Source organism: uncultured Virgibacillus sp. (assembly GCF_947495635.1).
Taxonomy (GTDB): Bacteria; Bacillota; Bacilli; order Bacillales; family Amphibacillaceae; genus Virgibacillus; species Virgibacillus salarius.
The window spans coordinates 20,249-46,289 of record NZ_CANMAB010000022.1 but is presented as its reverse complement, the minus strand read 5'-3'; the positions used below and the strand labels follow the sequence as shown (position 1 = coordinate 46,289).

Here is a 26,041-nt window from a genome sequence, read left to right as displayed (position 1 = left end):
TGCCCGCCGAAAGCGAAGTAATTAGTCGGAGCATTGCCAATATACATCAAACATTTCAAAATAACTACTTGGCTTAAAGCAGTCATTGCGCTGATTTTATACTTTCTTAACTTATAAAAAAAGCCATCTACCAAAGAATATACTTTGGCTAGATGGCTTGCTTTTTCAATCAAGAAATACGTTTCCCTACTAGATATAGGATCCAGCTATTTTAACAAGCTATTACAAAATATAGAATACGCTCCAAATCCTTTATGAAGTATTATTCCATTTGCTTAGCTAAGAAGCTTGCAGCTGTTTCTACAGCTTTTTGCTCAACCTTACTAAATGCATCCCCTTCTTTGGAAAACACCATTACACAGCCAATTGCGTCACCGTTGGCAATAATTGGACTAACACAATAAGAATTCAACTCTTGCTCATTACCATCTGTTACTTCTAGCTGCTTCGCTTCTTTTTCAAATACTTGCGTACGATTTTCAATGATCTTCGCTAACTGAGCACCAATGTTTTTGTTTAAATAATCTTTCTTTGACTCCCCCGCAACTGCAATGACTTCATCACGATCTGAAATAATTACGGGTGACTGAAGCGAATCAAACAAAGCTTCTGCATATTCTTTCGCAAAATGCCCTAACTCATTAATTGGAGAATATTTTTTAAGAATTACTTCTCCTTCTCTATCCACAAAAATTTCTAGTGGATCTCCTTCTCTAATTCGTAGCGTCCTTCTGATTTCTTTTGGAATTACTACTCTTCCTAAATCATCAATACGACGGACAATTCCTGTTGCTTTCATACTAAGTAGCCTCACTTTCTAATGATGATTACTGCTCGTTTTTACACTAGTAAATCTTATCTCTTCGTGTAAAAATCACCAGGTGTGTTTTTAGTATGATGCAAAGCAGGATATCTATACATGAAGTACCAAAATTTTACGCATCTCGATTCGCTTTAGTTAATTTACCTATAAAATCTTCAACAATCTCATATCGTTGGTGCTTGTTATCCCTTGTATATTTAAACACGATCTTCAATTTATTGTTTTCTGTTCCCAATTGAACACCACGGCCAAATGTATTAGCAATTTCAAATAATTTAGCACCATCAATTTGTTGACTTCGATTTTCATCAACGAGCATTTCAATTTTATTCCCTTTCTCACTAAGTGAAGCCACACGTTCTTTCTTTGCAACTATCTTCAGTACAGTTACTGTGAATAAATGCTCTACTTCTTCTGGATAATCGCCAAATCGATCTATCAATTCATCTCGTAAATCTTCTACGTCATTTGTAGAAGCAATAGACTGAAATTGTTTATATATTTCGATTTTTTGCTTCTCGTCCTTAATATACGTATCAGGAATATATGCATCAATGCTCAATACCAACTCCGTGTCAAATGGTGTGATTTCTTCAATTTCTTTTCCTTCTTTACGCGCATCAATGGCGTCTTTTAACATTTGCGAATACATATCAAAGCCTACAGAATCAATAAATCCATGCTGTTGTGCACCAAGGAGATTACCCGCTCCACGGATAGATAAGTCCCGCATAGCAATTTTAAAACCTGACCCAAGTTCAGTAAACTCCTTAATCGCCTGTAATCGTTTCTCAGCAACCTCTGTTAATACCTTATCCTTCTTATACGTAAAGTACGCATAAGCAACTCGATTTGATCGTCCTACACGACCTCTTAGTTGATACAGTTGACTTAATCCCATACGATCGGCATCATTTACGATTAATGTATTTACATTCGGAATATCTACTCCCGTTTCGATAATGGTTGTACTTACAAGCACATCGTATTCACCTTCTAAGAAAGCGAAAATAATATTTTCCAGTTCCGATTCGTTCATCTGACCATGAGCTACAGCAATTCTTGCGTCAACAAGCATACCAAGGTCTCTTGCTACTTTGTCTATGTTCTCTACCCGGTTATACAAGAAGAAGACCTGACCACCACGGGCCATCTCTCGTTCAATTGCCTCACGCATAAAAATTGGATTATACTCCATTACATATGTCTGAATTGGGAAACGATTTTCTGGCGGGGTTTCGATTACCGATAAATCCCGTACCCCTAGCATCGACATATGCAATGTCCTAGGAATAGGTGTAGCCGTTAGTGTAAGCACATCCACATTTGTTTTTAATTGTTTAATTTTTTCCTTATGTTTAACACCAAATCGTTGTTCTTCATCAACAATCAACAGGCCTAAATCACTATATTGTACATCCTTAGATAAAACACGGTGTGTACCAATAACGATGTCCACGGTTCCTTTCCTTAATCCATCAATCGTTTCTTTTTGTTGCTTTCGTGTTCGAAACCTACTTAATAATCCTATCGTTATAGCATGATCCTGAAAACGCTCGCGAATTGTTTCAAAGTGCTGCTGGGCCAAAATCGTTGTTGGAACTAGAATAGCAACTTGTTTACCATCCGCGATCGCTTTAAAAGCTGCACGAATTGCTACTTCTGTTTTTCCATACCCTACATCACCACAAAGCAGTCGGTCCATTGGACGTTCTCTTTCCATATCTTGTTTAATCTCTTCAATACAACGAAGTTGATCTTCTGTTTCTTGATACGGAAAAGACGCTTCAAATTCACGCTGCATTTCAGTATCCTCAGAAAATGCGTAACCCTTCTTCGCTTCTCTTTCTGCATAAAGCTTAATAAGGTCATCTGCAATGTCTTCAACAGAGGACTGTACTTTTCGCTTTACCTTTGTCCATTCACTGCCGCCTAGTTTATACAGCTTCGGCTCTTTTCCTTCTGAACCAACAAACTTTTGAACTTGATCAATTTGATCTATTGGCACAAAAAGCTTATCATCACCAGAATACTTGATAAGCATATAATCCTTATGAAGATCATTTACTTGCAACGTTTCAATGCCTAAATATTTCCCAATTCCATGGTTCGCATGAACAACATAATCGCCAACCTTTAACTCCTGATAATTCTTGATTCGTTCGGCATTCGAAATTTTTTGCTGTTTTCGAGCTCGCTTGGTACGCTTTTTAAATAATTCCTGTTCTGTAATAAGCACCAATTTATGCATCGGTAACTCAATACCACTCGTAATATTCCCTGTAGCTATTGTAGGTTTGTCTACAGGAAGCTGTAAATCACTGGCTAACCCCACATCGATATCATAATCCATGAAAATGGAATGAATTTTTTCTGCACGCTTAGAATCGGGAGCTAATACGACAACCGAATACTCACCTTTTTCCCAGCGCTTTAACTCATTTTTAAATAAATGCATTTGCCCATGAAATTCTTGCATAGGTCTTGAAGACAAATTAATAATATTTTGCGGTTGTGTGTTTGGAATATGGCGTAAAAATACGGACATATATAAACGTGGCTGCTTCATATTTGACCAAATCGTATGCCAATCGAATGAAAATATACTGTCCTTCACCATCTGATTGGACTCCAACAAACTACTGTACCAATCAGCCTCCTCCGAATCCAGGTGCACCGCTGTCTCCTGTATACGGCTCATCTCATCAAGTATGATTTGTCCATCACTCGGCATATAATCTAGTAAACTAGCAGGGTTTTTGTAAAGATAGCCGATGTATTTATACATTTCCGGAAAGTGCTCTAAGTTTTTTAAGCGCTCAATATCCCTCTCCATGACCTCTAATAGTTTTTCTTTTGACTCTTTAGATTTCAACGATTTCAACGTTTTGGAAAGCGCTTCCTCAAGACGCTCCCCTCCAGCATGGATATCAGATTGTGATAAAAGTAGCTCTGTTGCCGGTCCAATTATTATTTCCTGTAATTTATCCAGTGAACGTTGGGTATCTGCATCAAAATATCGAATAGAATCGATTTCTTCATCAAACAACTCAATTCGAATTGGATGTTGTTCGGTTATTGGGTAAATATCAATAATTCCACCACGCCTGCTAAATTCTCCAGGAGTTGTTACCATCGATACTCGTTCATAACCCATATCTACCATCGAATTAAGATATTGTTCTACATCAATATCCTCCCCAACTGTAAATGGCAGCTGATAATTACTCCAATATTCTGGCGGAGGTAGTATACGCTTCAAAGCAGCAACAGGAGCAATTAATATACCAGATTTCTTCTTCGTCCAAGCGGTTAAGGATTCAATTCTCTGACTACGTAATTCAGGACTTGCTATTGCAATCTCTGAAGCAATTAATTCATTCACCGGATAGAGATGCACATCATCATCTCCCATAAAAGCTGTGAGGTCATCATATAACTGTTGCGCTTGAACTAATTGATGTGTAACTAATAATACCGGTTTATGAATTGAAGTATGAATGATAGAAACCAATAGACTTCTCGCCGAGCCAGACAGACCGGCAACAAGTTGCTCTTCCATTCCACTAGAAATTCCATGTATAATCGATTTTATATCATCTTTTGATTGTAAATAATTTTGAATACCTTTCATTACTAAACCTCCACGTACATAGGGTGTGCTAAAAGCGCATTGGCTTACTTACCTTTAACCTATCCTAATATTCATTCTTACATGACATTCTACATCTTTCATAGCTGATAAAGTCAAAGTGAGTTATCCATGATAATATGGACAAATACACCCTATGGACCAAATCCTTTTCTATCATTCTCTTTCAAACTAAAAGAAACGATCAAAGCCTCAATAACTATATCTGTGAAAGAAGCGCAAAAATGCCTTGGTTATTACACCAAAGCCTTTGCTGGTTATATTACTGAATAAAAAAATCTAGCTCATGGTAATGTGGATGATGTCCTAAGGCATCTTCACAATTTTCACAAATAGCTTCAATCTGCACATCACCATTTGACTTATATGTGATCATCTCTTCTTTTTCCTTTGCTGTCAATTGATCCAAACCCAGCATAGATGTATCAACTACCTGCTGTTTCAGTCTTCCTATTTCCTGACCGCAGTGTTTGCAAGTATACACAATAGACAAACTGGGAACCTCCTCGAATAACTTTCAACTCATATTAAAAGTTTATCCGAAAAACGCTTATCTTATACAATAAATAAAAGCTCCCGTTGCTATATGAATGTATGTATCCTATCCTATGAAAGCATCATTGATTATATTCATTCATTACCTGCGAAAACGAGGCGCTTAGCCATGCTTCACATGCATCCGCGGCTCTTCCAATACTGTCAGATACAGCTTCTGATTCTCCCTTTGAAAAATTACTAAGAACATAATCTACAACTGAAACAGAAGACGTTGGCCTTCCTACACCTATTCTGATCCGTTTAAAATCTTTTGTACCTAAATGATCGATAATGGAACGAATACCATTATGTCCGCCATGTCCGCCTTTTTGACGTAACCGGATTTTCCCAACAGGTAAATCTAAATCATCATAGATAATTAATATATCTTCTAGTTTTATATCATAATAATCCATTAATGGTCTAACAGCATCGCCGGATAGGTTCATAAAGGTCTGTGGTTCTAGGAACAATACCTTTTCTCCGTCCAAGTGAACAATCGTATAATCACCCTTATACTTGGACTTATTCAACTTCCATGAATGACGATGAAGTAATTCATCAATGACCATGAACCCAACATTATGCCTTGTACCATTATATTTCTTACCAGGGTTACCTAATCCAATTATACATTTCATTTGCTTCTTCCTTTATCAGAAAATCTTTCCTAGAAAGTATCATACAATACAACAAACCCTCCTGTACAGGAGGGAGTCACTCATTGTTATATAATTTACATGTTTATCCCATATGAACGGGAAGTAAAACCATCAATGATGGAATGGTTGCTTTATTCCTTTTTTGCATCTGCATCATCTTCAGCACCTACTAATTTAGGCTCAGCATTCTCATCTGGAGCCTCTTCCACATCTTCCAATGTGTCAGGAGCCAATACCGTTGCAATCGTAGTGTCACTATCTTCAAGTACTTCGTAATTTCCTTTAATCGTTATATCCGAGACAGATATGCTATCTCCAATCTTAAGGTCTGTAATATCCACGATAATTTCCTCTGGAATATTTCCAGGTTTTGCTCGAACTTGTAACTCATACATTGGCTGTTGAAGTACGCCACCATCTTTTGTCCCTTGAGCTTCACCTTCTAAACGAAGCGCAACCTCAACATCCATCTCTTCAGCCATATTAACGATATAAAAGTCTGCATGAATTAGCTCGTCCTTCAATGGATCAATTTGGTAATCGTGTAACATAACATCTACCGATTTATTGTTTTCCACATTTAGCGTAATAATAGCATTTTTCCCTTCATCTCGAACCGTCTTTATTAATTCAATGCTATCTACAGATATGGATTCCGAATCCTTTTCTTTTCCGTAGATAACAGCTGGTACTCTACCACTATTTCGTATTTCCTTTGTTGCCGATTTAGTAAGATCCTCTCGTAATGTTGCTTCTAATTTAACTGCCACGTACATCACCCTCCAAGTTATTAGAAAAATCCTAGGCTTTTAGTTATAAGCCCTTTCTTCTTTTCTACTTTGTCTGTGTAATTCATGCAGTTGTCTATAAAAAAACATTCATATAGAGAATACCCATTAAATGCAATATCTAAACATTTAATCGAATAAGATACTTACTGATTGCAATTCGTGGACACGAATAATTGCCTCGCCAATTAACGGCGCAACCGATAACTGAGTAATTTTATTAAGCTGCTTGTCCTCTGGTAAAGGAATCGAATTCGTAATAACAAGTTCCTTGATTTTAGAGTCATTAATACGTTCAATCGCTGGACCAGATAATACTGGATGTGTACAACACGCATATACCGCTTTAGCACCATTTTCTACCAATGCATTTGCAGCAAGTGTAATAGTTCCTGCTGTATCAATAATATCGTCTATTAGAATAGCTGTCTTGCCTTCAATATTACCAACGATATTCATAACCTCGGCAACGTTAGGGCGAGGTCTACGTTTATCAATAATACCTATTGGCGCTTTTAGTCGATCAGCCATTTTACGAGCACGTGTAACTCCACCGTGATCTGGAGACATAATAATAATATCTTCTAAGCTCTTCGCTTCAAAATAATCAGACAGAATAGGAACACCTTGTAGGTGATCTATAGGGATATCAAAAAATCCTTGGATTTGTGGAGCATGTAAATCCAATGTAATGACACGATCGGCACCAGACGTTTCTAATAGATTTGCAACAAGCTTAGCAGCAATCGGTTCACGAGAACGAGCCTTACGATCTTGTCTAGCATATCCATAATATGGCATTACTATATTTATGGATTTAGCAGACGCTCGCTTCAAAGCGTCAATCATAATTAATAACTCCATAATATGCTGATTTACCGGGGAACATGTAGATTGTACAACGTATACATCACAACCACGTACACTTTCTTCGATGTTGATCTGAATTTCACCATCACTAAAGCGAGATACAGTACATTTACCAAGCATTGTACCAATATGCTCCGCAATATCTTCAGCAAGTTTAGGATTAGAATTTAATGTGAACACTTTCAAAGATGTATCTTTGTAAGTAGATGCCATGAGTTAGAACCCTCCGTTAGTCTTTTTGTCTGTTTTTAATTTTTGACGCATATCCTTCTTTATTCGTTTGTCTAGCTCTAGCTACAGACAAAGAATCTTCCGGTACATCTTTAGTAATTGTTGAACCAGCCGCCACATAGGATCCTTTTCCGACAGTAACTGGAGCAATTAGATTAGAATTACATCCAATAAATGCATCATCTTCTATCGTCGTCAAATATTTATGCTTTCCATCATAGTTTACTGTTATTGTACCACAACCAATATTGACATTGCTGCCAACTTTTGCGTCACCAATATAGCTTAAATGTGATACTTTACTCTTCTCAGCTAAATCGGTCTTCTTAATCTCTACAAAATTTCCAACTTTTGCTTGATCACCTATGGAGCTTTCTGGACGAACATGTGCAAATGGCCCAATTTTGACATGATTACCAATCTTACTATCACTAGCAACACTTTGTTTAATAACAGTCCCATTCCCCACGTAACAATTCGTAACTTCTGAATGTGGTCCAATTTCTGCATTGCCTTTTATAACCGTATCACCTCTTAATATCGTTCCAGGATGGATGATGGTATCCGGCTCTATCTCTACATCTGGTTCAATATACGTATTATCCGGATCGATTATCGCTACGCCATTTCGTAAGTGCTTTTCATTAATGCGTTGTTTCATGGTTTTTTCTGCTTCTGCTAAGGCTATACGGTCATTTACTCCTAGTGTTTCCTCAAAACTAGCTGTCATAAATGCACTGACCTTATCACCCTGTTTTTGAAGGATTTCGATAACATCCGGTAAATAGTATTCACCTTGTGCGTTATCATTGGACACATTTTGCAGCGCCTGAAATAGTGCTTGATTATCAAAACAATATGTACCTGTATTAATTTCATCAACGAGTAGTTCTTTTTCGGTGGCATCTTTTTGTTCTACGATTCTTTCTACTTCATCAACCGCATTGCGAATAACTCTACCATAGCCATATGGATTTGGAGCTTTTGCAGTTAATACAGTTGCTTTAGCACCTGTCTGCTCATGATGGTCAAATAGTGCTTGATACGTTTCGCTCGTTATTAAAGGGGTATCTCCGCAAACTACTAGTGTTGTTCCTTCATTTTCTTTTAATAAATCCTCTGCTTGGAGCACTGCATGCCCCGTTCCTAATTGCTCTTCTTGAATAACAAATTTACTTTCGTCGCCAATTTGCTCTTTAACCATATCTGCACCAAAGCCTACTACTGTAACAATTTCATCTAGCTTCACTGTGTTTATCTGATCAATGACATGCTTTACCATTGGACGACCTGCTACGGGATGGAGTACTTTGTATAGCTTAGATTTCATTCTCGTACCCTGACCCGCTGCTAAAACAACAGCATATCGCTTCGTCATAAGGAAACCTCCATCAATTCGATTTATCCATAATGAATATTATCTTAAAACCCTTTTCATTTCAATAGATAAAGCGTATAAAACAAGGTCCTCGGTAATGTAAAACTTTCCATACTTACCGCCTTTATGCACGTCTCAAGAAAAATACAGAGCGATTCGATTCATTCTAATAAGCTTAAGTAGACAAAAGCAGAAAAACGATTCGAGCGAAAAAGGAGGCTTTGCGCTAGTTAGCAAATAAAATTATATTTTTTTAGACACAAAAACATTACTAAATCGCTTGCAAAAGAACAAAAGTCGCAAGCCTCCGATTAGAAACGCAGCGACTGGAGCGAGTCAACGGAGATAAAGGAATCACGGTGAGTTATCTTATCGTAGGGCGATTCGTGAAGTTGCCTAGTTTCTGGGCGCTGGAGCTGGACGCGGCTCAACACGTCCATATTTATCCACATGGGCTACTTTTAAAATTTTCTAGACTACAAAAAAAGAAGGCTAACCTGATGTAGATTAGACCTCTAGTTGCATCCCAAATATTGTGTGCATATTAGGAAGCTCCAGCTTCTTCATACTCCACTTCAGCTTCTCCTGCACGATGGTATTCTTCTAATACAGCATCTTGAATCTTAGCACGTGTCCCAGAATTTATAGGATGTGCAATGTCTCTAAACTCCCCATCCGGTGTTCGTTTGGATGGCATAGCAACGAATAGTCCATTATTCCCATCAATAACACGGATATCATGAACTACAAATTCTTGATCCAAAGTAATCGATGCAATCGCTCGCATTCTTCCTTCCGTATTAACGCGGCGCAATCTAACGTCAGTTACTTCCATGATGTATCACCACCTTTTCCCATTTGAATCTATATTATCTAGTTCAACAAAACTATTTAAAATCCTGCTAAATTATTAAAAAAAATAAAATATTTTCAAATGGATGGAAAAAACAGGTGTTTTTGCCTTACTTACGATCGCCTATTTCTACAAAATTACCAGGATGAACCTCAATGCTTTTAGCTTTAAGATCGACATTTGATATTTTAATTAAGGAAGTATAATTTTCTACAACCCTTTCTTCTTCTTCATCGTCCGCCTCAGCCAATACACCAATTGCCTTCACTTGAGCATTGAATTCTTCTAATAAGTTAATCATTCCAGTAATTGTTCCACCAGCCTTCATGAAATCATCAATAATGCAGACATTTGCACCTTCTTCCAAGCTCCGTTTTGGAAGAACCATTGTTTGAATCTTTCTTGAGGAGCCAGATACATAATTTATACTAACGGATGACCCTTCGGTTACTTTGGGGTCTCTTCGCACAATTACTACAGGGACGTCAAGAAAAGAAGCCACCGAGTAGGCTAAAGGAATACCTTTTGTAGCAACCGTGACAACAACATCAATTTCCATCTGCGAAAATGCAGAAGCAAAAACCCGACCTATTTCTCTTACTGTTTTCGGATTACCTAAGAGGTCACTCATGTAAAGGTAACCACCAGGCAGAATTCGTACCGGATCCGCTAACTGGTGACACATTTCATGAATGAATGCTTCACTCTTTTCATGTAAATACTCTGGGATATACTTCACACCACCACCAGCTCCGGTGGTCCGTTGCAAATAACCCAATCCTTCATTACGAAATACAGCATCAATAATATCCATATCTTCGCTTACGGAAGCCTTCGTTGTTTCTAACCTATTTACGAAATAAGGTAACTGTTTATGCAATCTTGGATTCTCAAGAAAATAATTAGTCAACGCGACTAAACGATTACTTCTTTTCATAACTACACCTCAAAACCGAATATTTCCCTTTAATATACCATTATCATATGTGTTTTATCAATATTTAACCTAAAAGACGTACAAAATATACTTCATCACAAAATCCGCGCATACCGTTATAAATTCTTTTTGCCTTGCTTTCTTGCTCAACTAGACCATATACAGTAGGCCCACTTCCGCTCATTAATACACCTGAGGCTCCTGCTTGTCTCATTGCATCTTTGATCCGTTGCACTTCAGGGTATAATTGTACAGTAATTGCTTCTAAATTATTTCCTGTACTTCTGCAAAGCAGCTCAAAATCATTTGCTCTTAACGCTTGGATCACTCCTTGTGTTTGCTGATGAGCAAGTTCATCCACGATAATTCGCTGAAAAATGGTTCTAGATGACACACCTATGTCTGGCTTGGCTAAAATGACCCAGCATGGCGGAGGCGCTGGTAGGGCATTAATCACTTCTCCTCGCCCACTAGCTAGCGCGGTCTTACCATAGACACAGAATGGTACATCTGTTCCAAGTGTCGCGCCTAAATTTGCTAGTTCATCCATCGGTATATGTAGTGACCAAAGCCTGTTTAAACCTCTTAGAACAGCTGCAGCATCTGTGCTCCCTCCTCCTAATCCTGCTGAAACGGGTATGCTTTTCTCAATTTTGATATGAACCCCTCTACGAATTCCGTATTTCCGCTTAATTGCATCTGCAGCTTTATACGCTAAGTTCCGTTCATCGCTTGGCACAAATCTACTTTCCAACGAGATCTCTATTCTGTCCTGATTCAATTCAAATAATTCGATACGGTCAGACAAGTCTATTGACGTCATAATCATTTCAACGTTGTGATAACCATCATCTCTCTTACTTAACACATCAAGCGATAAGTTAATCTTCGCAGGGGCTTTCTCATAAAGCACCATCACCCGTCACCCTTCTTGTAGATAGATATTAAAATTGTAACATATTACATAATTGGAGGCGACTACAAGCAGGTACAAGTCCCGCCAAAACAAAAAAAGGCAAACCCTTTAGGATCTGCCTTTTTGTTGCATGTTTGCTTCAGCAATTTCAATGGCTCGCTTAACCATATTACCAGCATCTCTAGCCTTGATACCGCCCCAACCTTCCTGCTGCACCGTGTCGTAAAATCCCAACTCTTTGGCGATTTCTTCTTTCAAATGGTCTGACATTATTCCACGTCGATTAGCCATGAAAGAACAACTCCCTTCGTATGATGAGTCTTACCTTACGACATTTATAGTTTGTAGCAGATTCGTTGTTTAATTCGCGTTATATGTATACAAAAAAGGAAAAATTTAAATGGAAAGTCAAACTACCTTCGTATAAGTAGTTCATCAAAATTACAGATAATTCAGTTATAAATCTATAAAATAAAAGCAGTAAACCTAAGGGCTACTGCTCAAGCACGGAAGCAATGGTACGTTCGTCTGTAAAACTAAGTTCCACTGTTTCTGTTAAAACGTCTGCATAGCTGTATGAAACACGTTCGAATGCATTTTCTTCTTGGTCAAGCTCAACAATAAACACAGAAGGATACGTTTCTGCTAATATTCCCGACCGCTCAATTGTTTTCCTTCTGCCGCCGTTCGCTCTAAGCTTTAACCGTTTACCAACATGACCTTCAAGACCTTGCTTTATTTCGATTAATGTTTTCGCCACTATACTCCACCTCACTGGATTTAGCATACCATAAACTTGTACAATAGTCAAATAAAACTATTTATTATAACAAGATATCAATTTTAATGTCAACAATTTATTTTGTCTATTTCGCTTATTATTTGGCATATGTTAAGTTTTTATGTATATTTTTTTAAATTAATTGGAACTTTGCTATTTACATGTGTATATTCCATGAAAAAATTACTCGTTCATTTACCAACTTGTACCATTTTTATCCAGCAACCTTACCTGAAGGCAAGTTGCTCATTCGTTTGATTCATCTTCTAAATAGGGTAACCCTGTTCTTAATAATCCTCTCGTTTCTATCCCACCCATTCCTTTATCACCTGTAAGTGTATTTCTTAGTGCTTCCCATACACTAACCTTTTCCATGAATGGTGTATAAGCAATCTTTGCTGCAATATAAACAGGATCTAACGCATGTATATTAATTCGTAGCGGAGAACTTGCGAAATTAGCACCTGCTCGAATTAGTGATTCAAAATGTGATTGGCATGCACCTGCAAAAATAACTAGCTGATCCACATTAGGATTAATCTTTCGTGCTTCTCGTACTGTTTCCACAAAAAACTTAGAATGTCTATATGCACGTATGTCATTTTTTCTGCCCTTGTTCTTGGAAAACGCATCATGTCCTGTAATGACGATAATGTCAGGCTGTATCTTCTCCACCAATTCACCTATTTGTATCGGCATTTCCCTTTCATGTAAATGCACTCCATGTACTTGTAATCCGATTCGTTGATATAATTCAATGCATTTCTTTAAATACATTTGATCGCCGTCTAGATGCAGAACTTTGGCTGGTAATTGAAAAAAAATCGGTTCATGCTGATAGCCTTCGGTTGCGTGATATTCACGTTTCTCTTTCATCAATTGATAGTCCTGCCGAAATAAACGGAAGGAAAATTCCTCTTTTTCCTTTCCTTTTTGTCTACGCTTCTCTAATTCTCTTTCTTGTATCTTCTTTAAATCAGATATAGGCGCATCTGCTTTCAGGCGGATATCTTCACCATATAAATCAGCACTATTTTTTTTCACACTAGCAACCCGAAACAACAAATCATGATTGTAAGATTTTCTTGTAACCAGATCACCCTTCGAATAGTTCATAACTGACACCTCACAGCCTTCCAAAACATTCTGATATAGCGTATGAGTCCATCATAAAATCTGTGCGTTTATTACAGATCACCTATATAATTACTTTTAACTACCTTGGACAGCAAAATGAGAATAAAACATAAAGTAAGTTATTTATAGAAAAAAGCTGAACGATTATTCGAAGCGTTTCAGCTCGCATTCGAATCCGTTCAGCTTTTGTGGGTCAAAACGTTTGTTGCGTTTCAATTTAACCTCATATAGGCAGAATGACATGAATGCTGCTGCCTAGAGATAATGCTTCGTAATAACCGTCGCAGAAAATGAAGTAGTCTCTCGCAGAGACACCTCTCATCCCAGCATTTTTTATATAGAACCATTCATTTACCATTTTTTCCGTCTCTTAACGGTTAGCGTTTATGTTCTATACCTAATTCACTCTTCATAAGCACATCATGTATTATTATTAACAGCTGAATAAAATGCATTTGCTAATACAGCAAATTCCTCAATAGACAATGATTCTCCACGTCTATTGCCATCAATTCCAGCTTCTTCTAATAGTTGTACAATCGTTTCTTTATCCCAATCAGGTTTAAAATGATTGACTAAATTATTGCGAAGTGTTTTTCTTCGTTGTGCAAAAGAAGCTTTAACAAGCATAAAAAAGAACGTTTCATTGTGCACTTGGACAGGCGGCTTTTCCCGTCTCACTAACTTTAATATGCTGGAATCCACATTAGGCTGTGGCATAAATGCTCGTTTAGGAACATGCATGACCACTTCTGCCTCCGTATAATACTGAACGGCAATGGTCAAGGACCCATAGCTTTTGCTATTGGGCTTAGCTGCCATTCTTTCAGCCACTTCTTTTTGAATCATTACAGTGAAGCTCTCTACAGAAAGATTGTCATGCAAAAGCTTCAGCAAAATAGGTGTAGTGATATAGTAAGGTAAATTTGCAACTAAATGTACCGGTTGTTCCTGCGAAAAGCAGGAGGAAATGACTTCTGATACATTTGCCTTCAAAATATCCTGATGGATAATTTGAATATTTGAGTAGGGTTGTAGGGTATCCTGCAAGACGGGTAATAAACGCTGATCTATTTCAAAAGCAACTACTTTATCTGCATGAATAGCTAATTGCTCTGTCAACGCACCGATACCAGGTCCTATTTCAATTGCACCTGCGTTTTTATCAATTCCTGCATGGGATATGATATTTTCCAATATGTTAGTATCAATTAAAAAATTTTGTCCCAGGCTCTTTTTAAACGAGAAGTTATACTTTGTTAGTATTTCCTTTGTACGTGATGGTGTTGCAATATATTTATTCACTGTCATGCTTTTCCTCCCGCTGTATTTGTGCTAACGCATTATCAAATTCCTCTTTGGTTATTTCGAACATCGACAACCTTTTTAAAAGCTGCTTTCCGTTTGTATGACCAATTTGTAGCAGCTCACCCAATCGTTCCCGTCGTTTCTTTGCTTGCGCCCCTCCGATTAGTCCGCTGTTGATTACATTTTCCTTTGCAATTTCACTCGCGTGCGCTTCCTTTAGCTCATATACATCAGCGAGAGCCTTGCGAATCGTTTCAGGTGAAGCGTGTTCTATCCCTAAACTTTTGTTATTAGGATGCTTAGCTCGTGCCTCATGTTGAGTTAAAAACGCATGCTTGCAGCCTGGTACAGCCTGGTCAATAATATGACGAATGCGATCACCAGGATAATCTGGGTCTGTAAAAATAATAATCCCCCGTTTATCCTTCGCATGCTTTATTTGCTTTATAATCGTATCATTAATCGCTGATCCATTTGTTTCAATTGTATCAGCATTAACCGCCTGAAGAATCTTTGTTGTATCATCTCTACCTTCAACAACAATCACTTCTTTTATTTTCACATTTGTTCCTCTTTCTATACCCATAATAAATAATGCTCTTACCACTATATCATGGTAAGAGCATAAATATTAATTAATAACCTTTACTGTTACTGTTTTCCTTCCCCAATTATACGCTGCCTGCTTCGAAGGAACATGAACATCGATGCGATTTCCAACAATATGACCGCCAGTATCAGCAGCTATTGCTTCTCCATAACCTTCTACCCAAACTTTTGAACCTAATGGGATAACACTTGGATCGACAGCTATTACTTTTTTATTCGGATTTGCATTTAAATTGATACCCGTAGATGTATAACCAGAACAGCCGTTACAACTAGCTGTATACGCACTTGCACTCATTGTAAACACTTTTCCGCCAGAAGGCTTAGAACTTGATTTTTTCTTTGAGCTCGAATGTGACTTCTTGCTCGATAAGGTCACAAGCTTATTTTCCTGTTTCGTACCTACAGCTATAACTCGATTCTCACTTTTTTCAACAACATCCTTGCTTAGAAGCTCGCGGCTAACTTCTTTTCCGTTTTCTTTGACAATCTCATAGACTTTTTTCAGCTTACCGTCTTTCCCTTCCGAAAGAACCCTTTCTTCTCCCTTTGGAAGACTGCTATCTTTTCTTTTCTCTGTCTCGAAGGCAACCGCTTCTGTAACTTCATCCTTAACCTTTTTAACGCGAACAATCGTAATATTCGTATCTTTTTTCACCTTTTCATCCAATGCTGGCTTAATTCTATCCAAGCCTTCCGGATCAAATGAAATGTCTGATTGAGCTAAGATATCTTTTACTTTTCCACCTGTGGTCGGTTTTGATTTTGTTTGGTTGTTTCCGTCGTTAATGGTAATCTGGTATGCCTGTTTTACTTGAATATGTAGTCCATCTTCAATGGTATCCCCTTGATTATGTGAGATATCATCATGCTGTTGAAATGAGAGATTCTTTTCTTGTAAAAATTCATCTATTGTGTCTGCAGTTGTATAGAATTCCTGCTTTTCTCCATCGATAGTTACAAAAACCTGCTTGGCTTTGTTGTACTCAATTTCCATACCGTTTTCAATAGAAGCATCTTTACTGTGTGACAAATGATCATGCTCCCCGACGGTAATTCCTACTTCTGCAAGCAGTTCTTCAACGGTATTTTTATGCGTTTTCACTGTTTGTTCTTTACCGTCTTCAGTTATGACTACTTCTGCCTTCGTAGCATCAAATAGTACTAATCCGGAAAATACAACAAGTGCCAAAACACCAATACCTGAAATAACCAGCTTCATTGTCGACGCCGGCATTAGCTTTGAAATCATTCGCATGCTTCTGCCTCCTCTTAATGCATTTTGATTATATTAACAGTTATATGCAAAGTCAAAGTATATCCGATTACGATTAAGTTACAATTAGATTACACATTAATTTGAGGAGCGGATTACTCTTTAATAAGTACAATGAAAGCATTGGTACAACTGGTTTTTCGCCATCTTTTAATTATCAATAAAAAAAGGTTAGCTTAAATGCTAACCTTTTTTTATACCGTTTTTTTCCTATTTTTTAACAAAATATTTTTCTTATTTTACAACCGTCATAATTTTATCCCGAAGAGAGAAATAGCGTTTTTTGTCGTGTTTTCACTAATTTCTCCCAAGGTTAAACCTCGCAGCTCAGCTATTTTTTCTGCTACTAATTTAACATAGGAAGGCTCATTTCTTTTACCTCTATTTGGATGTGGAGCTAAAAAAGGTGCATCCGTTTCAACCAACAGTCGGTCTAATGGCACCTGTACCGCTACTTCCTTTGGCTCTATTGCATTTTTGAATGTTACTGGACCTCCAAGAGAGATGTAAAAGTTCATATCCAGACAGGCTTGTACATATTTTGCTGAATCATTATAGCAATGCATAATACCGCCAATAGATGCTGCACCTTCTTCTTGAAGAATTTCAATAACATCTTCGGTCGCCTCACGATTATGAATAATGATTGGCATATTTAATTTCTTCGCCAACCGTATTTGTTTACGAAAAACGTCTTTTTGTACATCCTTCGGTGACTTGTCCCAATGATAGTCTAATCCCATCTCTCCGATAGCTACAACCTTTGGATGAGCAGAAAATTCCTCAATCCAGTTTAATTCTTCATCCGTCATATCTATAGCATCCACCGGGTGCCAGCCTACAGCCGCATAAATGGTTTCATATTGTTCTGCAATTTCGATAGCTAACGGGATCGTTTCCCGATCAAAACCGACTACCACCATATAGTTTACGCCGGTATCAAAAGCACGCTGAATTGTTTCATCGCGATCTTCAAAGAAATCCCTCGCATTTAAATGAACATGTGTATCAAATAACAAACCACTTCACTCCTTAAACACAAAGCTCAAACGCTATGTCATATATTTCACCTGTTTATCTTCAAATAAGCTTGGACAGACCGAAGCAAATAAAATTACTTTACTATATGACAAAATAAAACTTCCTTATGCTTAGAAAGGAGCTGTCCCAAAAGCCAGCTCCCTACTTATTCAAACCGAATATACTTCACTTTCCCTACAAGGTTCAACATGTCATGAACAAATTTACTCATAGCTAATGCCTTTCATACGAACCCCATTTCAACTAGAGTCATGTACTTTAAAAATTTAAAAATTGACGAACCTTACAAGCAGCCCGTTTTCCTATTTTTATTTCACGACAGATCCATTCGGCAGTGATTCTTCTACAGATGCTAAAACGAGCTTACCATGTTCATCTTCCCCACAAAGAATCATACCTTCTGATTTTTCGCCTCTTAGTTTTACAGGTTTTAAATTCGTTACACAGATTACTTTTTTACCTGGTAATTCATGTGGTTGATAGTACTGTGCAATACCTGAAACAACTTGCCGTTTCTCCGCTCCAAGATCTAATTGAAGCTTCAATAACTTATCAGCCTTCTTGACAGGCTCTGCTTTTATTACCTCTGCCACTCGCATGTCTATCTTCATAAAGTCATCAAAGGTAATTTCTTGTGTACTTTTGGTTTCTTCGTTCGTAGCTTTTTCCTTAACCTGTGCAGGATTTTGCATCATTGCTTTAATAGTTTGTACTTCGTTATCTACATCCAAGCGAGGAAAGATTGGCTTTCCTTTTTGAACTTTAGTACCTACACTAATTTGCCCTTCACGATAAATGCTATCCCATTCCTTTAATGCCGCTTCTGTGACATGGAGCTGTCGGAAGATTTCTGTAGGTGCTTCTGTTAAGAATGGCTGTAGCATAACTGCAATTTTTCTAAGATATTCAGCTAGATGGGCCATTACATTACCCAATCGTTCCTTCTGATCCTCATGTTTAGCTAATACCCACGGTTCTGTTTCATCAATATATTTATTTGTTCTACTAATTAACTGCCAAAGGGAGGATAGTGCTACAGAGAACTGCATATTCTCCATCGCTTCTTCTACTTTCTGAATCGTTTCTTTTCCAAATGCTTCAAGTGAAGCCTCAATCTCTGTTTCACTTGCTTGATATAACGGAATCTGACCATCAAAGTATTTATTAATCATAGCAACAGTACGGTTTAATAGATTGCCTAGATCATTAGCCAAATCGTAGTTAGTACGTTCTACAAATCCTTCAGGTGTAAATACACCATCTGATCCAAATGGAACTTCGCGAAGCAAATAATAGCGAAGTGCATCAAGGCCGTACTTATCTGTTAGTTGTACAGGATCAACAACGTTCCCTTTAGATTTTGACATTTTTCCATCTTTCATCAGTATCCAACCATGCGCAAAAACCTTCTTCGGCAAGGGAAGATCTAATGCCATTAACATAATTGGCCAATATATCGTGTGAAAACGAACAATTTCCTTACTCATTAAATGAACATCTGCTGGCCAGAACTTTTGATATTTACTATCATCGTCTGTACCATAACCTAAAGCTGTAATATAGTTAGTTAAAGCATCAATCCATACATATATCACATGCTTTGGATCACCGGGAACTTTAATACCCCAGTCAAAAGTGGTACGAGATACTGCTAAATCTTCAAGCCCTGGTTTTATAAAGTTATTCAGCATTTCATTTTTACGACTTTCTGGCTGAATAAACGTTGGATTATCCTCATAGAACTGCACAAGTCGATCGACATATTTGCTCATCTTGAAGAAATAGGATTCTTCTTTTACTTTTTCAACTGGACCGCCACAATCTGGACAATGCCCATTTTCCAACTGTCTCTCTGTAAAGAAGGACTCACAAGATGTACAATACCAGCCTTCGTATTGATCTAAATAAATATCCCCCTGTTTAACAAGCTGATCAAATATTTTGGACACTACTTTTTTATGACGCTCTTCCGTCGTCCGAATAAAATCATCATTTGATATTTTAAGTTTCTTCCATAAATCTTTAATACCACTTACAATGTCATCAACGTACGCTTGTGGAGTTACACCCTTTTCTGTAGCCTTTTTTTGGATTTTTTGACCGTGCTCATCCGTACCTGTTAAATACATTACATCATAGCCACGCATCCGCTTATACCTAGCAATTGCATCGCCAGCAACCGTAGAATACGCATGACCAATATGCAAATTCCCACTAGGGTAATAAATCGGTGTTGTTATATAAAACGTTTTTTTGTTATTTGGCATTCCCATTACCTCCTAAATCCACCAGCATCCTTTATTAAAACTATATACTATTGTAGCTTTTATCCGTTATTTTGCCAAATAGAGTGCAATGTCATCATGTCTTGTAAGAGAAACATAGAAAAACATCGAATTTTGTCGAAAAATATTAGATTGTTTATTTGCTTTTTTCAGATTTATACCTTATTTTAACCAATTAAGTAAAAGACAAAACCTGATATAATAGTATTTATACAGGTATTTCAAATTATTAAATTTTCAGGTAAATATTTATTGACAGAAAAAAGAAACACTGGTATTCTATTGCATAGAGTGATGTCGAAATATGACGATTTTTTTGCTTTACAAATTTTAAGGAAGAACGAAAGCCCTTGCTGACAATTGGCTCGTTTTTCTAACCTTAGGGGGAAAGAAATTGAAATCTACCGGAATTGTACGTAAAGTGGATGAGCTTGGCCGTGTTGTCATCCCAATGGAACTTCGTCGTACGCTTGAAATTCAGGAAAAAGATGCGATGGAAATCTACGTGGAAAATGACAAAATTATCCTTAAGAAGTACAAACCAAACATGACTTGTCATCTTACTGGAGAGGTTTCCGATGATAATCTCTCTTTAGCAAACGGCAAACTTGTCCTCAGCCCAGAAGGTGCACAAGAGCTGGTTAAAGAGATAGAAGCAAGATTTAATAAATAGTAAGATTATTGTCTCAAAAAGGTCTGACGCCTGTTCTACACGTTAGACCTTTTTTTATAGCAACAAATTAATCCTCGATATGATAGGCTTGATACACTTCACGTTTCGGAAGCTTTCGCTCTTTTGCAACTAGCTTTATTGCTTCTTTGCTAGGCATGTCTTTCTCATCTATATAGTAATCTACATGTTCAACAATAGTATAGCCATCCCACCATAATGAAGTTTCTTGAATTAACTGGTCTGTTCCATCAATAACCATACAAAATTCGCCTTTAAGCTCTATGTCTTTTGTATAGGTGATAACCTCATTCAGTGTACCTCGAATATATTCTTCAAACCGTTTAGATAGCTCCCGTGCTAGGACCACACGGCGATTACCAAGTACAGACTTGGCAGCCTTTAATGTCTCCTTTATACGATAAGGTGACTCATAAAATAATAAAGAGGCCTGTATCCGTTGTAATCTCTCTAGTTCTGCCTCCTTGTCTTTCTTTTTACGGGGTAAGAAACCATAAAAATAAAATTCATTTGCTGGTAAACCAGAACCGATCAGCGCACATAATGCTGCATTTGCTCCAGGCAGTACTACTACAGAAAATTCTTGCTCAATCGCCGCTTGAATTAACTCATGACCAGGATCGGATATCGCAGGCATTCCTGCATCACTTACAATAGCAATTGATTCATGGTTTTCCAATCGCCGTAACAGTTGTTCCTCTCTTGCCAGCTTATTGTGCTCATGATAACTAATTAACGGTGTTGAGATGTCAAAATGGTTCAATAGTTTTTTAGAATTTCGTGTATCCTCTGCTGCGATAATTGACACTGAGCGCAGTATATTTAATGCACGGAACGTAATATCCTCTAAGTTACCAATAGGGGTCGGAACAATGTATAATTTCCCTTTTTTTTCGTTATCAAAGCTTTGTTGAATGTTCATATTTTATCACTTCTTTCAAGGCTGCTCGAATAAGTTGTAATTTTTCCTTGCGAGTTAATTGTTTAATGGTATACTCTTTCTTCATTGCTTTTTCTTTACTGGAAAAGCGCTCGATATAAACAACTTGAAACGGACCTCTTCCACGGGTATATTTTGCACCCTTTCCTTCATTATGCATTTTCAGCCGGTTTTCCAAATTGTTTGTGTAACCTGTATATAATGAGTTATCTTTACATTTCAGAATATAGACCGTATGTTCATGTTCAGGCATATATAATCTCCTCTGCCTCTTCTGTATACGTACCATCCTCATTGTATACATATAAAGGTGGCAAGATTTTTAAATCTGGCTTCCCATCTCTAATTGCTTCAATTAATAGCATATTTGCTTCTTTCCCTTTTTTGGGGTAAACAAATTGAATACGCTTTGGCTCGAGCTTGTACTTACGAAATAGGCTAATAATATCAATAAGTCTGCCTGGTCGATGTACCATAGATACCTTCCCTCCTGGACGAACATGCAGCTTACATGCCTTCACAACGTCCTCTAGACTACAGAAAACTTCGTGTCTGGCAATTGTTAAATATTCATTTAGGTTATGTTCAGTAGCTGACGGGGTCGGAAAATAAGGTGGGTTACAGGTGACTACATCAAAACTACTTTGACCTATTATCGGTTGCATGCATTTTAAATCTCCATGCAGTATCTTTATTTGCTCACGTAAGTTATTCAAGTCGATATTCCTTTTCGCCATCTGGTAAATACGTTCTTGAATCTCCACACCTGTTATGTTACTTTTACTCCTTCTCGACAGTAATAATGGAATAACACCATTGCCTGTGCAGAGATCAAGTATGGCTCCTCTTTTTTTCGGAATATAAGCAAAGTTTGCAAGTAGTACTGCATCCAAAGAGAAAGAGAATGCAGAAGGACTTTGAATAATTTTCATGCTGTTATCAGCCAGTAAATAATCTAAACGCTCATCATCGTATAATTCAACCATATGTATGTCCTTTCTCGTAAGCAAAAAGTAGTCAACTGTAATAAAGGCTGTCCCGAAATCGAGACAGCCATACATTGCATTATTTCGTTTTATTCAGAAAGTCCAGACAAAAAATACAGTCTTCATTTCGTCTCGGACTACCGAATTCCAAGTTACAAATATGAAAGCCTTCTTCATACAATCTAGCTAGGTTATCATAACCTTCACCAGGAAAGCTCTTATTCACTTCTGCTTTGTTGTCAGATGTTTCCTCTTCATCTTCTTTTGAATGATCTAAGTGATTACGCAAATTGTGGTTCTCCATGGCAAGTCGATGATTTTCTTCCAATAAATCACTTAATTTGCCTTTAAGATCACCTAACTGCTCATATAATTCACCAATTTGCTTTTCCATATCTGATACCTGATCAAAAATTTGCCTGTTTTTCACGCTACTCACCCCGTTATTCTGTGGCTTGCGCTAAAATTCCTTCATCTATTAGTTCATCTAAAGTATATTCGATTACTCGTTCTTTTTCAGGGATTTCGATTTGGATGAGTCGTTCCAAGATGTTTAACCCTACAACCTTGCCTTTACCATAAGGTGTTTCTATCGTTTTCCCAATATCCGGCAATTCCCGTTTCGCTGTCTCATAATCATCATTTTCGTATTTTAAACAGCACATCAGTCTGCCACATAGACCTGAAATTTTTGCCGGATTTAGGGATAAATTCTGATCCTTTGCCATTTTAATTGAAACGGGTTCAAAATCTCCTAAAAAAGTAGAACAGCAAAGCATTCTACCACACGGTCCGATACCGCCAAGCATCTTCGCTTCATCCCGTACCCCAATTTGACGTAGTTCTATACGTGTTTTAAACATAGCAGCCAGATCTTTTACTAAATTTCTAAAATCAACTCTTCCGTCTGCTGTAAAATAAAATATTATTTTATTTCTGTCAAATGTATATTCCACTTCTACTAGATTCATATCCAAGTCATGCTCTTTAATCTTATCCATGCAGGCTTGAAAGGCCTTTTCTGCGCGTTCTTGATTTTCTAAAACGGTTAACTTATCCTTATCCGTTGCAATACGAATCACTTTCTTAAGTGGTAGAACAACATCTTCCTCGTCAACCTTTTTATTGGTAAGAACAACCTTGCCAAATTCGATTCCACGAATTGTCTCTACAATAACATAACTATCTAGTGAAATGGTAGCTTCCCCTGGATCAAAATAATATATTTTACCCGCCTTTTTAAAACGGACACCAATTACCTCTATCATTCCTTATCACCTCTGTATTTGAAGTGTTAGCTGTTCCATCACTAAGGTCGGATGGACATTTTGCTTCAATTTTCGCTTTGCTTGTAAAATAGCTTGTAAGACTGCTACTAATTGATTCTGAGAAAAGCGCCTTGCTGCCAATTCAAGCAATTCATCAGAAGGGGCGAAAAACACTATCCCAGCTTCATTTTCTATATGGTAATAAAGAATATCTTTCATTGCGATAAGCAAGAGATCCAATCCTTCTTCTTGCTCATTTCTATCTTTGAAATGAGTCACCCAATGCTGATGAATAAATAAGAATATATCTTCTGGATTGGTCGAAAGTACTTCTATTAATTGTACCACTATCTTTCTTGCAGAGGCAAACCACTCATCGTTAATTCTAGTAAAAGCATCATCTATACGATTCGTTAGAGTACTCATCAAAACAGCATTTCTCTCATGCATTCCTTCTTCAATGAGTTGTTTTTGCAACATCGTTGGATGAAGAGGCCTTAAGTCAATAACCTGACATCTTGAACGAATAGTCGGCAAGATAGCTTGACTGTTATCTGTTAGCATAATAGCAGTTGTTCGCTTACTAGGCTCTTCCAAAAATTTAAGAATGCGATTAGCAGCATTTACTGTTAGCGTATCTGCACCTTTAATGATATATACCTTTTTATTAGATTCTAGACCCGAATAGGTAAATTCCTTTTGTAAATTCCTTATTTGATCGATCTTAATTGATTGTCCATCTGGTTCAATCCAATGAACATCTGGGTGATTCCCTGAGGTAATACGTTTACAAGCATTACACGTTTGACAAGGTTCATTTACAGCATTAGTTTCACAAAATATGCCTTTGGCAATTAATAAAGCGATTGCTTCTTTGCCGGTCCCTCTTTCTCCTTGAAGTAAATACGCATGAGAAATGCGGTCTTTTTTCATACTGTTTGTTATTATTTTACTTGCCAACGGTTGTACTTCTGCAACCTCAGACCATGTTTCCATATGTATCCCCTTCAATAATCTATCTTAAGATTCTACGTATATATGTTAACTAATAAACCTTTTATCTCTCCAATTAAACCAAGTATGTCTACCGTCTTTTTCTCTTGATTCATAATTTCCTCTGTTAATTCTACTAGTTTTTCATCTATTTGCTTTACTAGCATTAACTTACGATTTTGACGATCCATGCCAAAACTATGTGATTTTTGCAAATCTAATCCACTATACACAGCTTCCTGCAAAAATCCTTTCACCAAGCGTTTGAATTTAGCAAGGTCACGAAATGTTCGAAAACGTGCCAGCTTGTCTCCCTGCATGGTAATGCTTTTCATGAGTACTTGTAATTCCTGCTGCTTCAAATTCAAAGCCTGGGACTGTAGCGTTTTCTGAAAAGACCTGTTGTCCTCATTCGTCGTTCTGGTATATTTAGTTTCCGGTTGTGTTCTTAAATCCTGGCTAATTTTCATCTGCTCAGTCCCTTTTTCAAGTAAATGAACTTCATAAGTAAACGTGTTATTTCCATGAAATCACCGAATAATGCTATAAGGCGGTTTCGATGATTGCTTAATTGGAACAAACAGCGGCTACTCTACACGAAGCGTGTTCAAGCTAGACATAGCAAGGAGGTCACATAGCCCCCTTGGAAATCAGTATACCAATATTCACAGACAGATTGTTCGGATTTCAACTAGTTGGAGTAATTTTTCTTTACACCATATTAAAATTGAAAAAACGATTCGATTGGCAATATAAATACAGTGGCTCCGCCTACTTCAACTTTGACTGGCTTTGGTATATAGGAATCTGCATTCCCACCCATTGGCGAAATAGGGGCAACCATTTGTTCTCGATGAGAGCAATTATCTTTAATAATATCTAACGCCTCATCAACATACTCATCCTCACAACCAATCATTAAAGTTGTGTTTCCTTCTTTTAAAAATCCACCAGTAGTAGCGAGTTTGGTTGTTTTAAAATTCTCTTCACCTAAAGCATCAACTAAGCGATTAGAATCTTTATCCTGTACCACTGCGATCAATAACTTCATTCTTGCCAGCTCCTTTATTTTTCATTAG

General features: G+C 37.4%; 27 protein-coding genes. 1 reads left to right on the top strand and 26 read right to left on the bottom strand.

Annotation, left to right across the window (positions count from 1 at the left end; genetic code table 11):
- Positions 1 to 262: 262 nt before the first annotated feature.
- The 18 genes from spoVT to metG all read right to left on the bottom strand — a co-directional run bounded on the left by spoVT (position 263) and on the right by metG (position 20,066).
- Entirely contained in the window at positions 263 to 799 is a 537-nt protein-coding gene (gene spoVT, locus Q1A47_RS07260) for a stage V sporulation protein T (protein WP_026680182.1), read from the bottom strand.
- Positions 800 to 935: 136 nt separating this feature from the next.
- A complete protein-coding gene (mfd, locus tag Q1A47_RS07255) occupies positions 936 to 4,457 on the bottom strand; it encodes a transcription-repair coupling factor (RefSeq protein WP_166530490.1) in 3,522 nt (1,173 codons plus the stop codon).
- A gap of 280 nt (positions 4,458 to 4,737) precedes the next feature.
- Positions 4,738 to 4,959 (bottom strand): anti-sigma-F factor Fin family protein, encoded by a 222-nt coding sequence (locus tag Q1A47_RS07250; protein WP_308036030.1) that lies wholly within the window; start codon positions 4,957 to 4,959, stop codon positions 4,738 to 4,740.
- A 133-nt stretch (positions 4,960 to 5,092) separates the two neighbouring features.
- A complete protein-coding gene (gene pth / locus Q1A47_RS07245; RefSeq protein ID WP_166530491.1) occupies positions 5,093 to 5,653 on the bottom strand; it encodes an aminoacyl-tRNA hydrolase in 561 nt (186 codons plus the stop codon).
- Positions 5,654 to 5,805: 152 nt separating this feature from the next.
- A complete protein-coding gene (locus Q1A47_RS07240; protein WP_121604275.1) occupies positions 5,806 to 6,444 on the bottom strand; it encodes a 50S ribosomal protein L25/general stress protein Ctc in 639 nt (212 codons plus the stop codon).
- Positions 6,445 to 6,591: 147 nt separating this feature from the next.
- Positions 6,592 to 7,545, bottom strand: a complete 954-nt coding sequence (locus tag Q1A47_RS07235) for a ribose-phosphate diphosphokinase (protein ID WP_026680177.1) — start codon at positions 7,543 to 7,545, stop codon at positions 6,592 to 6,594.
- Positions 7,546 to 7,561: 16 nt separating this feature from the next.
- Positions 7,562 to 8,941: a bifunctional UDP-N-acetylglucosamine diphosphorylase/glucosamine-1-phosphate N-acetyltransferase GlmU gene (gene glmU / locus Q1A47_RS07230; RefSeq protein WP_166530492.1), complete on the bottom strand. Its 1,380-nt coding sequence runs from the start codon at positions 8,939 to 8,941 to the stop codon at positions 7,562 to 7,564.
- Between the two features lie 544 nt (positions 8,942 to 9,485).
- Positions 9,486 to 9,776 carry a septation regulator SpoVG gene (spoVG, locus tag Q1A47_RS07225; protein WP_026680175.1) on the bottom strand — a complete coding sequence of 97 codons (291 nt, stop codon included), beginning with the start codon at positions 9,774 to 9,776 and terminating at the stop codon, positions 9,486 to 9,488.
- Between the two features lie 127 nt (positions 9,777 to 9,903).
- On the bottom strand, positions 9,904 to 10,731 hold the full coding sequence (gene purR, locus Q1A47_RS07220) for a pur operon repressor (protein ID WP_166530493.1): 828 nt from the start codon (positions 10,729 to 10,731) through the stop codon (positions 9,904 to 9,906).
- Between the two features lie 64 nt (positions 10,732 to 10,795).
- On the bottom strand, positions 10,796 to 11,647 hold the full coding sequence (gene ispE, locus Q1A47_RS07215; RefSeq protein ID WP_026680173.1) for a 4-(cytidine 5'-diphospho)-2-C-methyl-D-erythritol kinase: 852 nt from the start codon (positions 11,645 to 11,647) through the stop codon (positions 10,796 to 10,798).
- A gap of 108 nt (positions 11,648 to 11,755) precedes the next feature.
- Complete coding sequence (locus Q1A47_RS07210; protein ID WP_026680172.1) at positions 11,756 to 11,938, bottom strand: small, acid-soluble spore protein, alpha/beta type; 183 nt, start codon at positions 11,936 to 11,938, stop codon at positions 11,756 to 11,758.
- A gap of 202 nt (positions 11,939 to 12,140) precedes the next feature.
- Positions 12,141 to 12,407, bottom strand: coding sequence for a biofilm formation stimulator Veg (veg, locus tag Q1A47_RS07205; protein WP_026680171.1), 267 nt, complete (start codon positions 12,405 to 12,407; stop codon positions 12,141 to 12,143).
- A gap of 267 nt (positions 12,408 to 12,674) precedes the next feature.
- Positions 12,675 to 13,544 carry a sporulation peptidase YabG gene (gene yabG, locus Q1A47_RS07200; protein ID WP_026680170.1) on the bottom strand — a complete coding sequence of 290 codons (870 nt, stop codon included), beginning with the start codon at positions 13,542 to 13,544 and terminating at the stop codon, positions 12,675 to 12,677.
- Between the two features lie 441 nt (positions 13,545 to 13,985).
- Entirely contained in the window at positions 13,986 to 14,870 is an 885-nt protein-coding gene (gene rsmA / locus Q1A47_RS07195) for a 16S rRNA (adenine(1518)-N(6)/adenine(1519)-N(6))-dimethyltransferase RsmA (protein WP_026680169.1), read from the bottom strand.
- On the bottom strand, positions 14,863 to 15,435 hold the full coding sequence (gene rnmV, locus Q1A47_RS07190) for a ribonuclease M5 (RefSeq protein ID WP_121605829.1): 573 nt from the start codon (positions 15,433 to 15,435) through the stop codon (positions 14,863 to 14,865). Before rnmV ends, rsmA begins: the two co-directional genes overlap by 8 nt.
- A gap of 69 nt (positions 15,436 to 15,504) precedes the next feature.
- Positions 15,505 to 16,740 carry a G5 and 3D domain-containing protein gene (locus Q1A47_RS07185; RefSeq protein ID WP_166530494.1) on the bottom strand — a complete coding sequence of 412 codons (1,236 nt, stop codon included), beginning with the start codon at positions 16,738 to 16,740 and terminating at the stop codon, positions 15,505 to 15,507.
- Between the two features lie 266 nt (positions 16,741 to 17,006).
- Positions 17,007 to 17,777, bottom strand: coding sequence for a TatD family hydrolase (locus Q1A47_RS07180; protein ID WP_166530495.1), 771 nt, complete (start codon positions 17,775 to 17,777; stop codon positions 17,007 to 17,009).
- Between the two features lie 330 nt (positions 17,778 to 18,107).
- On the bottom strand, positions 18,108 to 20,066 hold the full coding sequence (metG, locus tag Q1A47_RS07175; RefSeq protein ID WP_166530496.1) for a methionine--tRNA ligase: 1,959 nt from the start codon (positions 20,064 to 20,066) through the stop codon (positions 18,108 to 18,110).
- Positions 20,067 to 20,478: 412 nt separating this feature from the next.
- On the opposite strand from metG, the gene Q1A47_RS07170 reads away from it, so the two are divergent.
- Entirely contained in the window at positions 20,479 to 20,757 is a 279-nt protein-coding gene (locus Q1A47_RS07170) for an AbrB/MazE/SpoVT family DNA-binding domain-containing protein (protein ID WP_026680165.1), read from the top strand.
- 67 nt (positions 20,758 to 20,824) lie between these two features.
- Here Q1A47_RS07170 and rsmI read toward each other — a convergent pair whose 3' ends face one another.
- The 8 genes from rsmI to Q1A47_RS07130 all read right to left on the bottom strand — a co-directional run bounded on the left by rsmI (position 20,825) and on the right by Q1A47_RS07130 (position 26,013).
- Positions 20,825 to 21,697: a 16S rRNA (cytidine(1402)-2'-O)-methyltransferase gene (rsmI, locus tag Q1A47_RS07165; RefSeq protein ID WP_026680164.1), complete on the bottom strand. Its 873-nt coding sequence runs from the start codon at positions 21,695 to 21,697 to the stop codon at positions 20,825 to 20,827.
- Entirely contained in the window at positions 21,675 to 21,968 is a 294-nt protein-coding gene (locus tag Q1A47_RS07160) for a GIY-YIG nuclease family protein (RefSeq protein WP_026680163.1), read from the bottom strand. Before Q1A47_RS07160 ends, rsmI begins: the two co-directional genes overlap by 23 nt.
- A complete protein-coding gene (locus Q1A47_RS07155; protein ID WP_026680162.1) occupies positions 21,961 to 22,701 on the bottom strand; it encodes a tRNA1(Val) (adenine(37)-N6)-methyltransferase in 741 nt (246 codons plus the stop codon). Before Q1A47_RS07155 ends, Q1A47_RS07160 begins: the two co-directional genes overlap by 8 nt.
- 79 nt (positions 22,702 to 22,780) lie before the next feature.
- On the bottom strand, positions 22,781 to 23,131 hold the full coding sequence (yabA, locus tag Q1A47_RS07150) for a DNA replication initiation control protein YabA (protein ID WP_026680161.1): 351 nt from the start codon (positions 23,129 to 23,131) through the stop codon (positions 22,781 to 22,783).
- A gap of 13 nt (positions 23,132 to 23,144) precedes the next feature.
- Positions 23,145 to 23,969, bottom strand: coding sequence for a stage 0 sporulation family protein (locus Q1A47_RS07145; protein WP_026680160.1), 825 nt, complete (start codon positions 23,967 to 23,969; stop codon positions 23,145 to 23,147).
- 6 nt (positions 23,970 to 23,975) lie between these two features.
- Complete coding sequence (holB, locus tag Q1A47_RS07140) at positions 23,976 to 24,965, bottom strand: DNA polymerase III subunit delta' (RefSeq protein WP_026680159.1); 990 nt, start codon at positions 24,963 to 24,965, stop codon at positions 23,976 to 23,978.
- 32 nt (positions 24,966 to 24,997) lie between these two features.
- Positions 24,998 to 25,432 carry a YaaR family protein gene (locus Q1A47_RS07135; RefSeq protein ID WP_026680158.1) on the bottom strand — a complete coding sequence of 145 codons (435 nt, stop codon included), beginning with the start codon at positions 25,430 to 25,432 and terminating at the stop codon, positions 24,998 to 25,000.
- A gap of 251 nt (positions 25,433 to 25,683) precedes the next feature.
- The gene (locus Q1A47_RS07130) at positions 25,684 to 26,013 is read right to left on the bottom strand and encodes a cyclic-di-AMP receptor (RefSeq protein ID WP_026680157.1); all 330 of its coding nucleotides are present in this window, start codon (positions 26,011 to 26,013) and stop codon (positions 25,684 to 25,686) included.
- Positions 26,014 to 26,041: the final 28 nt, after the last annotated feature.

Bases quoted from the DNA above. Each gene is read 5' to 3' on its own strand.
- spoVT (WP_026680182.1), bottom strand. From the start codon at position 799: ATGAAAGCAACAGGAATTGTCCGTCGTATTGATGATTTAGGAAGAGTA.
- mfd (WP_166530490.1), bottom strand. From the start codon at position 4,457: ATGAAAGGTATTCAAAATTATTTACAATCAAAAGATGATATAAAATCG.
- pth (WP_166530491.1), bottom strand. From the start codon at position 5,653: ATGAAATGTATAATTGGATTAGGTAACCCTGGTAAGAAATATAATGGT.
- Q1A47_RS07235 (WP_026680177.1), bottom strand. From the start codon at position 7,545: ATGGCATCTACTTACAAAGATACATCTTTGAAAGTGTTCACATTAAAT.
- glmU (WP_166530492.1), bottom strand. From the start codon at position 8,941: ATGACGAAGCGATATGCTGTTGTTTTAGCAGCGGGTCAGGGTACGAGA.
- spoVG (WP_026680175.1), bottom strand. From the start codon at position 9,776: ATGGAAGTAACTGACGTTAGATTGCGCCGCGTTAATACGGAAGGAAGA.
- purR (WP_166530493.1), bottom strand. From the start codon at position 10,731: ATGAAAAGAAGTAATCGTTTAGTCGCGTTGACTAATTATTTTCTTGAG.
- ispE (WP_026680173.1), bottom strand. From the start codon at position 11,647: ATGGTGCTTTATGAGAAAGCCCCTGCGAAGATTAACTTATCGCTTGAT.
- Q1A47_RS07210 (WP_026680172.1), bottom strand. From the start codon at position 11,938: ATGGCTAATCGACGTGGAATAATGTCAGACCATTTGAAAGAAGAAATC.
- yabG (WP_026680170.1), bottom strand. From the start codon at position 13,544: ATGAACTATTCGAAGGGTGATCTGGTTACAAGAAAATCTTACAATCAT.
- Q1A47_RS07185 (WP_166530494.1), bottom strand. From the start codon at position 16,740: ATGCGAATGATTTCAAAGCTAATGCCGGCGTCGACAATGAAGCTGGTT.
- metG (WP_166530496.1), bottom strand. From the start codon at position 20,066: ATGCCAAATAACAAAAAAACGTTTTATATAACAACACCGATTTATTAC.
- rsmI (WP_026680164.1), bottom strand. From the start codon at position 21,697: ATGAACATTCAACAAAGCTTTGATAACGAAAAAAAAGGGAAATTATAC.
- Q1A47_RS07160 (WP_026680163.1), bottom strand. From the start codon at position 21,968: ATGCCTGAACATGAACATACGGTCTATATTCTGAAATGTAAAGATAAC.
- Q1A47_RS07155 (WP_026680162.1), bottom strand. From the start codon at position 22,701: ATGGTTGAATTATACGATGATGAGCGTTTAGATTATTTACTGGCTGAT.
- Q1A47_RS07145 (WP_026680160.1), bottom strand. From the start codon at position 23,969: ATGATAGAGGTAATTGGTGTCCGTTTTAAAAAGGCGGGTAAAATATAT.
- holB (WP_026680159.1), bottom strand. From the start codon at position 24,965: ATGGAAACATGGTCTGAGGTTGCAGAAGTACAACCGTTGGCAAGTAAA.
- Q1A47_RS07135 (WP_026680158.1), bottom strand. From the start codon at position 25,432: ATGAAAATTAGCCAGGATTTAAGAACACAACCGGAAACTAAATATACC.
- Q1A47_RS07130 (WP_026680157.1), bottom strand. From the start codon at position 26,013: ATGAAGTTATTGATCGCAGTGGTACAGGATAAAGATTCTAATCGCTTA.